This is a genomic window from Microcoleus sp. PH2017_05_CCC_O_A, from assembly GCF_020738785.1.
GTDB lineage: Bacteria > Cyanobacteriota > Cyanobacteriia > Cyanobacteriales > Microcoleaceae > Microcoleus.
This window is the reverse complement of record NZ_JAEQCB010000004.1, coordinates 1-13,221: the sequence shown is the minus strand read 5'-3', so window position 1 is coordinate 13,221 and position 13,221 is coordinate 1. Positions and strand designations below refer to the sequence as shown.

7 protein-coding genes and 1 pseudogene are annotated in these 13,221 nt (G+C 46.1%); 6 read left to right on the top strand and 2 right to left on the bottom strand.

The genetic code is table 11. The features are described 5' to 3' along the window. The first annotated feature begins 31 nt into the window (after nucleotides 1–31). The 5 genes and pseudogenes from JGK20_RS01110 (at nucleotide 32) to JGK20_RS01090 (ending at nucleotide 7,606) form a co-directional block, all read left to right on the top strand. Nucleotides 32–1,222: a glycoside hydrolase family 10 protein gene (locus tag JGK20_RS01110; RefSeq protein WP_293228949.1), complete on the top strand. Its 1,191-nt coding sequence runs from the start codon at nucleotides 32–34 to the stop codon at nucleotides 1,220–1,222. A gap of 155 nt (nucleotides 1,223–1,377) precedes the next feature. After that, nucleotides 1,378–2,061 (top strand): TIGR02117 family protein, encoded by a 684-nt coding sequence (locus JGK20_RS01105; RefSeq protein WP_293205532.1) that lies wholly within the window; start codon nucleotides 1,378–1,380, stop codon nucleotides 2,059–2,061. Between the two features lie 116 nt (nucleotides 2,062–2,177). Further along, nucleotides 2,178–2,951, top strand: coding sequence for a 1-(5-phosphoribosyl)-5-[(5-phosphoribosylamino)methylideneamino]imidazole-4-carboxamide isomerase (gene hisA / locus JGK20_RS01100; protein ID WP_293176908.1), 774 nt, complete (start codon nucleotides 2,178–2,180; stop codon nucleotides 2,949–2,951). Between the two features lie 349 nt (nucleotides 2,952–3,300). Next, nucleotides 3,301–4,606, top strand: a pseudogene (locus JGK20_RS01095) (cation:proton antiporter). Between the two features lie 102 nt (nucleotides 4,607–4,708). Continuing rightward, the gene (locus JGK20_RS01090) at nucleotides 4,709–7,606 is read left to right on the top strand and encodes a filamentous hemagglutinin N-terminal domain-containing protein (protein ID WP_293228947.1); all 2,898 of its coding nucleotides are present in this window, start codon (nucleotides 4,709–4,711) and stop codon (nucleotides 7,604–7,606) included. Nucleotides 7,607–7,869: 263 nt separating this feature from the next. Here the strand turns inward: JGK20_RS01090 and JGK20_RS01085 are convergent, their stop codons facing one another. Continuing rightward, nucleotides 7,870–10,044 carry a glutamine synthetase III gene (locus JGK20_RS01085; protein WP_293176914.1) on the bottom strand — a complete coding sequence of 725 codons (2,175 nt, stop codon included), beginning with the start codon at nucleotides 10,042–10,044 and terminating at the stop codon, nucleotides 7,870–7,872. 820 nt (nucleotides 10,045–10,864) lie between these two features. Next, nucleotides 10,865–11,476: a 2OG-Fe(II) oxygenase gene (locus JGK20_RS01080; RefSeq protein ID WP_293176916.1), complete on the bottom strand. Its 612-nt coding sequence runs from the start codon at nucleotides 11,474–11,476 to the stop codon at nucleotides 10,865–10,867. Between the two features lie 935 nt (nucleotides 11,477–12,411). Between JGK20_RS01080 and JGK20_RS01075 the strand changes: the two genes are divergently transcribed. Next, the coding region (locus JGK20_RS01075) for an ankyrin repeat domain-containing protein (RefSeq protein ID WP_293228945.1) at nucleotides 12,412–13,221 on the top strand (810 nt) is incomplete at its 3' end.

Below are 13,221 nucleotides of genomic sequence, written 5' to 3'. Positions count from 1 at the left end.
GATATTAGATTGTGGTGTTTGCGAAAAATTGATGATTAAACTGCACAAATGGCGGCGGATACTGGCTTTAATAGTTGTTTTTGCGATCGCCCTTACCTCCGCCGCAATTTTCTCCCCCCGAATGGAAGCTCAAACTGCACCCAAAACCCCAACCACCGAATTGCGCGGCATCTGGCTGACTAATATTGACAGCGACGTTATTTTCTCCCCCAGCAACATCATTGACGCTGTAAATCGACTGGACAAACTCAACTTTAACACCATTTATCCTACGGTTTGGCAAGGAGGCTATACGCTTTATCCCAGCGCTGTAGCCAAACGAGTATTCGGAAAGTCGATCGACCCATCACCAGGATTGCAAGACCGAGACATTCTCAAAGAAATTATAGCACAATCCCACAAAAAAAGTATAGCAGTAATCCCGTGGTTTGAGTTTGGTTTCATGGCTCCCGCCGAATCGGAATTAGCCAGACTTCACCCTGACTGGCTGGCGACGCGACGCGACGGTTCAACTATTTGGAAAGAAGGCACGCACGATCGAGTTTGGCTGAATCCTTTTCATCCGGAAGTTCAGAAATTTATCTTAGATTTAATCTTAGAAATCGTCGATAATTACGATCTAGATGGCATTCAATTTGACGACCATTTCGGTTTGCCCGTAGAGTTTGGCTACGAGCCGCAAACAGTGTTAATGTATGAAAAACAAATCAAAAGTCCTCCCTCCAATGACGCCCGCGAAACCTTCTGGATCCGCTGGCGCGCCGACAAAATCAACGACTTCATGGGGCGAATTTCCCGCGCCATCAAATCCCGCAAACAAAAATGTATTATTAGTTTATCTCCCAATCCGTTGCACTTTGCTTTACCCGCCCACTTGCAGGACTGGTTTAGCTGGGAAAGACGCGGTTACATCGAAGAACTTATAATACAGGTGTATCGCAATGATATCAAGCGTTTTAATGCCGAACTGGAACGGGAAGAAGTCAAACTCGCCAAAAAGCACATTCCAACTGCGATCGGTATTTTAACAGGTTTGAAAAACAGTTCTATTCCGCTGTCACAAATTCAAGAGCAAGTGCAAGCAGTCCGAAAGAGAAATTTTGCAGGGGTTTCCTTCTTTTTCTATGAAAGCTTGTCAAATTGGGCCAGCGAAACTCCCGAACAGCGAAATTCTGCCCTGCAAGAATTCTTTCCCACAAAGATGCAACGCCCGCCTGTTTAAAACCGTTCGTAGTGAGGACTTCAGTCCTTCTTCTTCTTCGTTCGTAGTGAGGACTTCAGTCCTTCTTCTTCTTCGTTCGTAGTGAGGACTTCAGTCCTTCTTCTTAAGATTATTAAGGACTAAAGTCCTCACTACGAACCTTGAAAATAGATATAATGTTTAACACTAAATTAATTTACCGCATTTGTATTCTTAATTTATGTCTGATTGCTATCCTTGCTGCAATCGGCTACCTGACTCCCCGAAAGTGGGGAGAGTCCTCGCAAAAAAATTGCACAGTTAGCGTACAAGTTTCTAACCAAGGCATCCACACCGAAATCATCGTTCCAGTTAAAAATCAATACTTTGACTGGAATCAATATTTACCAATTACACAAATAGGACGAGAGGCAAATTATGATTATAAATATTTGTCTTTTGGCTGGGGAGATCGAGCTTTTATGCTGGAAAGTCCCACCTCAGCAACCATCAACCCAGTTATAGCTTTCAATGCTCTATTTCTCCCTACTCCGTCTACCCTCCACGTTCAAGGTTATCGAGTTTTTCCTCAAGATATAGAAACCAAATGTGTTAAAATTAGTGGGAAAAATTATCGGAGGCTGGTAAATTTCCTTAAAAATACATTCCAATTAGACGCAGCAGGTAATAAAATAAAAATCAGCTACGGCTACTACAACACTGACAGTTTTTATGAAGCAAAAGGCAGTTACTCTATTTTGAGAACTTGCAATGACTGGACGGCTGAAGCTTTGCGAGAAGCTGAGATTGATACTCCTTTGTGGTCAACTCTATCGTCATCGATTATGTTTCATTTAAATAGCGGTTGTGAAGGTATTTAAACAGTTGACAGTTGACAGTTGACAGTTGACAGCAGTCAATTACCAATTCCCAATTCCCAATTCCCAATTCCCAATTCCCAATTCCCAATTCCCCAATTCCCCAATTCCCAAATATTATGAATGTAATTCCAGCGATCGACCTTTTGGACGGAAAATGCGTCAGACTCTATCAGGGAGACTACGCCAAGTCCCAAACTTTTAACGAAAATCCCGTCGAAGTCGCCAGACAGTGGGTAAATGAAGGCGCCACAATGCTGCATTTGGTAGACCTCGATGGGGCAAAAGCAGGTCATCCTGTAAACTTAGCAGCTATTGAGGCGATCGTCCGCGCAGTAGACGTTCCCTGTCAATTAGGAGGCGGAATGCGCGATCGCCCTTCTGTCGCGGCAATTCTCAAATTAGGCGTTCAGCGCGCCATTCTCGGCACTGTCGCCGTCGAACAACCGCAATTAGTCGGTGAATTGTGTGCCGAATTTCCAGGTCAAATTCTCGTCGGAATCGATGCCAGAAACGGTAAAGTTGCTACCAGAGGCTGGCTGGAAACTTCCGAAGTTTTAGCGACAGAATTGGCGCAAAAAATGGCAGAATTAGGGGCGGCTGAAATTATTTACACCGACATTCACCGCGACGGCACCATGGAAGGGCCGAATTTGGAATCTTTGCGGGAAATTGCTAGCGCCATCTCGATTCCGGTGATTGCTTCCGGCGGCGTCAGTTCGATCGCAGATTTGTTAAGTTTGTTGGCTTTGGAACCAATTGGTGTCAAAAGTGCGATCGTTGGTAGAGCAATTTATACCGGCGATATCATGCTAAAAGAAGCAATTCAAGCAGTAGGACAAGGAAGATGGCAGGATGTTCCCCCAGATTTGGGTTCTTCAAGTTTTGCTTGATACAGCAAATTCCACATTTATGAAGTACACCCGCCTATCGCTCAATCCCCGTAGGGACACGGCAATGCCCATTAGTGTCAACTTAACGTCAAACCCATTCAGAGACTATTGTTTGACGATTAAAGCCAGATCCCCCCTAACCCCCCTTAAGAAGGGGGGGACAGGAGTCTTCTCAAAGTCCCCCTTCTTAAGGGGGATTTAGGGGGATCTGGACTCAGGTAAAAACGAGACTTATCAAGGGTTGTAGTCATAAGTTGACACCTATGGGCACGGCGCCGTGTCCCTACTACACTTCATAAATTCAATCATCAATCAGCGTAGAATCATCTTTATTACCATCACATCACTCATGTTTGTGAACCATACAATTACAGCTTTCAGTTCAGGGATAGCACCGCTAATTGCTCCCATACCTTTGCTAGCAACAGTCGATCCCGAAAATTCGCCGATCGTCCTCAGCGGAGTTTTGCTCAGTTTAGTAGTGATTTATATCGCCAGTAAATTAGGCGCAGAAGTAGCGAGAAACTTCGATTTACCGCCCGTATTGGGTGAATTGGTAGCAGGGGTAATTGTCGGGGTGTCTGCTTTACACCTGATCGTTTTTTCCGAAAGCGGGCTGTCAGCTTCAGACTCCGGGATTATGAGTGTTCTACAATCGCTCAACCATCTATCCCCTGCCGCCCTTACCAGTGTCTTTGAATCGCAGAGTGAAATCATTTCTGTGCTGGGCGAATTAGGCGTAATTATTCTGCTGTTTGAAATTGGCTTAGAGTCCGATCTCAATCAACTAAAACAAGTCGGAGTTCAAGCCGTCGTTGTCGCCTGTGTAGGCGTGGCTGTTCCCTTTGCCGCCGGTACTGTTGGCTTGATGGTAATTTTCCACACTCCAGCAATTCCGGCAATTTTTGCAGGTGCGGCTTTGACAGCAACCAGCATCGGAATTACCTCGAAAGTGTTGTCTGATTTAGGACAACTGACATCTAAAGAAGGTCAAATTATTGTCGGTGCGGCAGTGATTGATGATGTGCTGGGAATTATTGTCCTAGCTGTTGTCGCTAGCTTAGCTAAAACTGGTGAAATTGATGTTGTTAATGTCATCTATTTAATTGTCAGCGCCACTGTATTTCTGTTAGGTTCGATTCTGTTGGGCGGTGTCTTCGACAAAACCTTCTCGGCGGTGGTGGGCCAACTCAAAACTCGCGGCAATATTATTATCCCGGCCTTTATTTTCGCCTTATTCATGGCATTTCTGGGCAACGCAATTCATCTGGAAGCGATTTTGGGTGCGTTTGCGGCTGGTTTGGTGTTGGATAAAAGCGATGCGCGCACAGAGTTGGATGAATTGGTGAAACCCATCTGCTTTCTTGATTGTGGTGGCGATTATTGGCAAAATTGTTACAGGTTGGGTGGTGTTTGGTGTGCCCGGAATCAATCGATTGGCGATCGGAGTTGGGATGATTCCTCGGGGCGAAGTCGGTTTGGTTTTTGCCGGAATTGGTTCGGCGAGTGGGGTGTTGGATAAGCCGTTGGAAGTCTCGATTATTATCATGGTGATTCTGACGACTTTCTTGGCTCCGCCTTTTCTGCGGATTGCTTTTGGCGATTCAGTAGTACCTCCTGGTACGGGGGAACCCGCGAGCAAACAAATCGTTTGATTGATGAGGGAATTTGAGTTTGGGCGATCGGCTATTCTGAAAACACAAATGTCGATCGTCCATCCAAATTTGTTCTCCCTAAGTTCTAAGAGATGTTAAACTATGCCTCGCAAATCTTCCGCCCTATTTTTTGCTTTCTTATTGCTATTTCCCACTGCCACAATTGCTCAAATCATCCCCGATCGCACTTTAGGAACTGAAAACTCCCGCACAGTCTCCGACAGCATCAATAACCTACCATCAGACCGCATAGAAGGCGGTGCAAGTCGCGGTTCTAGCTTATTTCACAGTTTCCGCGAATTCAACGTCGGTGAAGGTAGAGGCGCATATTTTGCCAATCCTAACGGCATTGCTAACATTTTTACCCGCGTCACAGGTAGCAATTCTTCCAATATTTTAGGAACATTAGGAGTACAAGGAAACGCCAACTTATTCTTACTCAATCCGAAAGGAATTATCTTCGGCCCCAATGCTCGATTAGATTTACGCGGCTCATTTATCGGTTCAACCGCTGATAGTATTGTTTTTAATAACGGCTTTGAATTTAGCAGCGCGAACCCCAGCGCCGTGCCGTTATTAGCGATTAATATTCCTGTGGGCTTGAGATTTCGAGACAATCCCGGTACAATTGTCAACACTTCCCAAGCAATGGGCCCCACACCAACCTTACCACCACTACCGATAGAGGTTCCTGTTTCTAACAAACTTGGTTTAGCCGTAGACCCCGGTCAAACTTTAGCCTTAATTGGTGGAGACATTCAACTAAACGGCGGCAATTTAACAGCTTATACCGGACAAATATTATTAGGAAGTGTGAAAACTCCAGGTTTAGTACAATTTGAACCAACAGCTTTAGGTCTGAATTTAAACTACAGCAATATTCAGAACTTTGGCAACATTGAAATGAACGGTGCATTGATAAATACCAGCGGATTAGGCGGTGGAAAAATTGACATCAGAGGTTCTAATGTCACCGTCAGTAGTTCAGGAATTTATAGCCTAACACTCGGAAATCTTGATGGCAGAAGTATTGATATTAATGCCCAAAACTTGCGAGTAGATAAAGGGTCGCAAATTCTCAGCGCCACACTCGGAGATGGGAAGGGGAACAATTTAAACATCCACGCTACTGACTCAGTAGAAATGAGCGGGCTGGGAATTGAAGGCTATCAGCGGGTTTATAGCCAATATCTAGCCTCTGGAGCGTTCAACCCTTTTGACCCGCAAATTATGCTGAGTGCTGGTACTGCTGGTAGTGGAGCCGCTGGAAATATTAACATTGACACTCCTCGGCTGCTGCTGCGCGATGGGGCACTGGGCGGTACCAGTACCTTTACTGCTGCAAATGCCGGAAATCTGAATATCCGTGCTAACACCGTCGAATTGATCGGTTCAGTGCTCAACAGCGGCACAACTCGTGGAAGTACCGGCCAAGGCGGAAGTATCACTGTTGACGCACAACGGTTAATCATGCGCGATGGAGCCAGTCTGATCGGCATCAGCCGTAGTGATGGAGCATCGGGGAATATCGCGATTAAAACGAATGAATCTGTAGAATTGTCGGGGAGTCTGGGTGGAGGTACGGGGCAAACTACTCTGGCTACTAGCTCTTTCGATGGAAAGGGGAAAGCTGGGGATATTACGATCGACACTAAGCGGCTGACTGTTTCTAATGGAGCTGTAATTACTTTATCGACGGGTACGATTATTGGTGAAAATGTGTTTTCTACCGGTGGGGGGCCAGGAGGAACTTTAACTATCAGAGCTTCAGACTCGATCGAAGTGAGCGGCGTGTCTGGAGTTTTGACAGGGGGGAATGCGGGCTTCGCACCGAGTGTTCTTGGCACTCAAACTACAAGCTCTGGTAGAGGTGGAGATATCCGCCTTTCTACACCCAGGCTCACTCTGCGGGATGGGGGCATTATTACTGCGGGTTCTTTGAGTGCAGCAGATGCGGGAGATATTACGATTAATGCCGATCGCACAGAAGTCCAAGGCAGTGGGAATAACGGTCGGTTCAGCAGTAGAATTGAGGCTTCGGCTGGCAGGGCGTTTAGTTTTGTCAATCCCAACGCTACGGGGAATGCGGGCTCGTTGAATCTGAATGTTAATCAATTGATTATTAGGGATGGGGCAACGGTCAATGTGGCAAGTATTGGATCGGGACGCGCTGGCAATATCAACGTTGTTGCTGATGCGATCGCCCTGGATAACAAAGCCAGCATTGATGGTACAACCGTATCTGGTACTGGGGCAAATATTAATCTGCGATCGCGATCCATCCAGTTGCGGCGCAATAGCAGAATTACCACCGATGCTGGTATTTCTGAAGGTGGAAATATCAGAATTAATAGCGATATTTTGTTAGCCCTCCCGCGTGAAAATAGCGATATTACAGCCAATGCTCGCACAGCCAGGGGCGGACAAGTTACAGTCAATGTACCGAATATATTTGGTTTTACGAGCATTAATCGCGAAGCAGCTAGAAGCACTTTAGGATTGACTGATGCTGAATTTGCTAACTTACAAGTGAATCCAACTTCTTTAATTCCCACTAGCGACATCGCGGCTATTTCTCAACAGGCTGGCCCGGCTTTGCAAGGGGCAGTAACGTTTAGCACTTCTGGTGTCAATCCGGCTCAAGGATTGGTAGAATTGCCACAAAATGTTATCTCTCCAGAGGCGTTAATTGTAGCTAATCCTTGCACTCAAGGGGCGGGAAGTGAGTTTACTATTACTGGTAAAGGAGGAATACCTGCGAACCCAAATGATTTGCTCAGCAGCGATTCTACCCTGTTTAGTTGGGTGGAACCGGCCGTCGGTAGCAGTCAAAATCTACAGGGTACAAAAGCAGAAATAGAAATTCAGCCCCAGCCAGTGATTCCCGCTCAAGGTTGGGTGATAAATGCTGATGGACAAGTAACGCTTGTAGCATACAATCAAATGGCTCAAGTTCCGCAGCGATCGAAGCCTGCTTTGCCTGTTTGCCGGGAGCGCTGAAATCCGGTTGATAGCAACTGTAGGGCGTTGATTAAAATAAAGTTTTTAACCATAACATCAAAGGAGACGGCAGTGCCGTGTCCCTACCCGAAAATAATATTGTAGGGACACGGCATTGCCGTGTCCCCACAAATCTCACCAGAAATTAACCAGGTTTGCGATTAAGCACAAGTGCATTGAAATTGTATAGTCAAGTTTAAGAAAAGTCTTGTGGGGTGGGCCAGAAAGCCCGCCCCAAAAATACAATTTAGATGCCCAACAGCTTACTTAACAAACAGCATTTCTTGATAAGTAGGAAGCGGCCACAAATCATCAGCCACTTCAGCTTCCAAAGCATCAGCATACTGACGAACCTCATCCATCAAAGGACGAATGGTTTGCGAAGCATACTGCATATGCTCTTCAGTTGTAGCAAAATCGTGCTTGCTCAAAGCATCACTCAACTTGCTCGCAGTATCCATCATCGACTTAACCAGCGTCGCGACTTGTTGAGCAGTTGCCTTTTCTAATTCAATGCCAATCTCTTTCAAGCCAGCAATTGTGTTAGAAAGATCCGACAAATATCTCACCGCTGCCGGATAAATCATTGTTTTGGAAATGCTGCCGACCAATTTTGCTTCGACTTCAATAGCCAGTATATACTGCTCTGCATACACATCAAAACGGCTTTCCAATTCAACCGGAGTGAGAACACCTGTCTTTTCAAACAAGTCCTCAATGTATTCTGCCTTCAATACGGGCAAAGCATCAGCGGTAGTCCGCAAGTTAGCTAAACCGCGTTCTTCAACGGCCATTTTGTGCCATTCTTCAGAATAGCCGTTGCCGCCAAATACCACAGCACCATGCTCGTCCATCACTTCTTTCAGAACTGTTTGGATGGCAGCATTCAGGTCAGTTCCGTTGGTCAAAGCGCTTTCTAATTTGTTAGCAACCCAGTCCAAAGAATCTGCAAGAATTGTATTCATCGCGACCAGCGGGCCGGAAACAGATTGACCCGAACCTACTGCGCGGAATTCAAAGCGGTTTCCAGTAAAGGCAAAGGGCGAAGTCCGGTTTCTGTCGCCGGCATCTTTGACGAAAACAGGCAGTGTTTCTACGCCTAAATTCATGATTCCGCGACCTTGGGAATCCTTAATACCCCCCTTGCTAATTTGATCGAAGATATCTTCTAATTGGGATCCCAAATAGACAGAGATAATTGCTGGCGGAGCTTCATTGGCGCCCAAGCGGTGGTCGTTGCTAGCAGTTGCAACTACGGCGCGCAACAAGGGGCCGTATTTGTGAACGCCGCGAATTACAGCGCCGCAGAAAACTAGGAACTGTATGTTGGAGTGTGGTGTATCGCCTGGATCTAATAAGTTGCCTTGGGTGGCGTTACCGACTGACCAGTTGACGTGTTTGCCGGAACCGTTGATTCCTGCGAAAGGCTTCTCGTGCAGCAAGCACATAAAACCATGTTTCTTCGCGGTGTTGCGGAGAATTGTCATGGTTAATTGTTGGTGGTCGCTGGCGACGTTTGCTGCTTCAAAAAAGGGTGCAATTTCAAACTGACCTGGTGCTACTTCGTTGTGGCGAGTTTTGGCAGGAATTCCCAGGCGGTACATTCTTTCTTCTACTTCTTGCATGAAGACTTGAACGCGCTCTGGAATTGCTCCAAAATAGTGGTCGTCAAATTGCTGACCTTTGGCAGGAGGCTTGCCAAACAGGGTGCGACCTGCTAATAACAAATCGGGGCGGCTGTTGGCGAAGTTGGAATCGATCAGGAAGTATTCTTGCTCGGCACCGCAACTGGAATTTACGGGAGCGACTTCGGTATTTCCTAGCAGTTTTAAGACTCTGGTTGCTGCTTTGTTCATGGCAGCAATGGAGCGCAAAAGCGGGGTTTTCTTGTCTAGGGCTTCACCTGTCCAGGAGATGAAAACAGTGGGAATGCACAATGTCATGCCGTTGTCTGTTTCCATGACATAGGCGGGGCTGGTGACATCCCAGGCTGTGTATCCGCGAGCTGCTGCGGTGGAGCGAATGCCACCGTTGGGGAAGGATGAACCGTCGGGTTCGCCTTGTACTAGCAGTTTACCTGCAAATTCTGAGATGACGGAGCCGTCGCTTTGGACGGAGATGAAACCGTCGTGTTTTTCGGCGGTGCTATTTGTTAGTGGATAGAATACGTGGGCGTAGTAGAGGGCTCCTTTGGAAATAGCCCAATCTTTCATTGCTACTGCAACTACATCGGCTACGGAAGGATCGAGTGTTGTACCTGTTTGAATGGTATTTTTGACTGATTTAAAAATGCTTTTGGGCAGGCTTTCTTGCATTTTGCTCAGACTAAACACGTCTGTTGCCCACATTTCTTCTAACCGCTTGGGAGGCTTTGCAGGAGTTATTTGGCGGTTGACGATTTGAGAAATTGCTTGAATGCGCGATTCGTTTCCACTCATGGTTATTTTTATGCGAATTAAGGACGAGTAGCTGTGAAAAAATATAGGTTAGTGCAATTCTAACCGTTGACGAATATGTTGGATTTACCAACATTTTTAGTCTGACCTAACTTTTTGGAGAATGCCTTGTTTGGCTGGCTCTCAAAGATTGGAGGAGCGAGGCGGAATCTCTTCGCCGTCGGTGTTGGTGAGAATCCGGTGTTCCATAGATGCGGTTGGATTTCGATTATTAGCAAGCAAATAGATGACTGGAGACTGTACTAATTTGAGTCAACATCGTAGATGTCGGCGCTGCACAGATTTGCTGGCTAATTTTCACCCTGGTAAGCTCAAAAATTTTGTGCGAGTTAATTCCTATGAATTCTGGTCAAAACTACTTATGGTTTTTAATGGTTCGACGATCGATAAATCGCTGTCCACCAAACAACGCACTTGTTTAGGGTTTTGGGGAATTATGGAGAGTACACAATCTACACTTGGAAATTGTAAACAATGATTAAGAAAATAAATGTATCGTAGGCTACAAAAGTTTAGTTTTTTTGGCGAAGGGGCGATCGCCCGATCGCACATAACGGCAGAATTTGAGTTGTAGGGTGTGTCAGCAGCGGGTTATTTTGTCAATAATTGAGAGTTCAAAGCTGACGCACCCTACTAGCTACTAGCTCATTTCATGTCCGTTGAATTGCGCGCGAGCTAATTTTGTCGCGTGGTGGGGGCGGGTTTATGAGATTGTTGGTTTGAGCCATAAATTGTTGGTTAACCCGCCCCTACAAGCATTTTGATTCATTCACTGGATCAGATATCAATTATCGAATAAACTTCACTTATTCTTTGCTTTCGCCGCCCGAGACTCGATTGTAAATCCGGGAATATCTTGTAATTCTGTGGCGCTCAAACTGTACTGTTCGCAAACCAAACTTAAGCGAGTTCCGCTACTTTTTACGGCGTTGACTGAGTGTGTCAAATCTCCTTGAAAATAGATCAGTGAATTGACTTGTGGCTTAATCTGTCCGACTTGCTGTTTGTTGCGCCGGAGTATCAACTCTCCGCCTTGCAAATTTGGGGGAACTTGTACGTACAAAACGCTGACGGCGGCGGGAGGTTCAACCGTTTTGCAGTACGATCGCAAAGATCGATCGATATGCGGATCGACGCGGGAACCTTCGCCTAGAAGCAGGGGATTGAGGTAAAAAGCGTTGCATTCCGGCTGTAATGCTTGGTCTAGATAGGGTTTGAACAACGGGAATCGGCGCTCGACTTCGGCGATTTGAGCGCGCCCAAATACCACGGAAAAGCCTTTTGTGCCGATGAAATCGCGGTTGAGGTTGTTGGTTGCAAAGTAAGGTGAGGCGAGAATTGCTCCTCGTAAGTCGTTGAGATAGTCGATCGAGAAAGCGTTAGGATGTTGGCTGTAGTATTTCAAGGCGCTCAAAAATCATCAAACTATTCGGTAAGTGAGAAACTCAGAGTCTTTAGACCTGAGAGGGAAACAACCCGGGCGGTTTCAACCGCCTTGAATCTTTCTTGCCATTACCGCCTTGGAGTTGCTTGGTTTGGTGTACTTTTGTAATGCACTTTCAACGGGACAGTTACCGTTTCAAACCTTGCAACCCTGTACGCATAATGTTTGCTCTTGTGGAGCCTCCCTTGCGGGGTAATGTTCGCCTCGCCAATGTTATAAGGGCTTGTTGGGCTAGCAGCACTGTTTCAGTGACCTTAAAACTGTTTAACCACTAGCGACAGAGCAGGAGACTGGCGTCGCATCCACAGGGTGTCGTGACCCAAATAACGTAGTCAGTGAAGACTTAGGCTGGTCAGAATGGCTTACTTGATTTCTCTTGCAAGCCCAATCTCTTTAGAGTTGGGTTCCTGACCAAAGTTTAACGGAAACAGCGGATAGGAATGCAGCAATTGCTCAGACTTGGGAAAAGCTTAGTTCCTCGCCGAGGATATGCGGAAGTTTCGTAACTCAGTAGTAACACGAAGGGAACAACCAGCACAAGCTCCAACGGGAATTCCCGGGCTTTGCTGGATGAATGTTTTTTCCTGAGTTGTTGTAAATTGTCGATCGAGAACGACCATTACAACTCTAGTCTAGCTTGCAGTAAATTTTGCCGATCGTCCAAAAGTCGCTCTATCTGGCGTCACCATGCTGCTGAAAGATTTGCAGGTGCGATCGCGATCGTTGTTTGCTAATTCCCAAAGTGCGATCGACCGACATAGGTTAAAAGTTATATAGCAATCCTAAATCATTTGTAAATTTCTTACTCCCTCCCCTTAATAAGGGGAGGGTTGGGGTGGGGTAAAAAACTTTACGACTCATTTAGCACTGCTATAGTCGATCGCATAAGCTACCTTAAGATAATTATGCGTTTCTTTCGTTTTGGCTGTCTTGGTATTTTAGGCTTGTTAATTATCCTCTCCGTTGCCCCCCGACAAATTATGAAATTGGGTATTCGCACGGCCGAATTTAGTCCTGATGGCAAATATTCGATCGCGATTCTCAGATATCCGATGCTGTTTTCTATGCCCGGTGGAGGAAGCGATGCCCCCTGCGATGTATTTCTGTTGGATGCGGCTGGAAAAGAGTTGAATGGTACAAGTGTTGACATGGTGCAACTTGTGTCTGTGCATTGGCAGGGCGATCGGGTGAGAATTGGGGATATGTTAGATGAATGGGAATTGCCGAAAATAGATAATATCAACATTTTGCTGTTTAGTGCTGCTTACACGGGCGATCGCGCAGCAGTCGAAAATCTCTTGGCAAAAAATGCAGATATCCATTTCAAGACTTATTTAAACCAAACACTGTTACACGCGGCTGCTTTTGGCCCAAATCAGGCAATTGTACAGTTGTTTCTCCAAAAAGGATTGGATGTAAGGGCTCTCGACAAATCAGGACAAACGCCCCTGCACGCGGCGGCTGCTGGACGGGGTAGCGGGGCGATCGACCTTTTAATCGCCAGCGGTGCAGACATGGAGGCGATCGATCTCCCCCGTCACGATACTGGACAAACAGCACTCAACATCGCAGCAGAAAGTGGCAATTCTCAAGCAATGAAAGCCTTGATCGAGCGAGGCGCCAAGGTGAATGATAACACCTTTTTTTCTGTAATCAATAGGTTTGAGTCTGAAAAAAAGAAGCAAGAGATAATTGAATTACTTCTCAAGAATAAA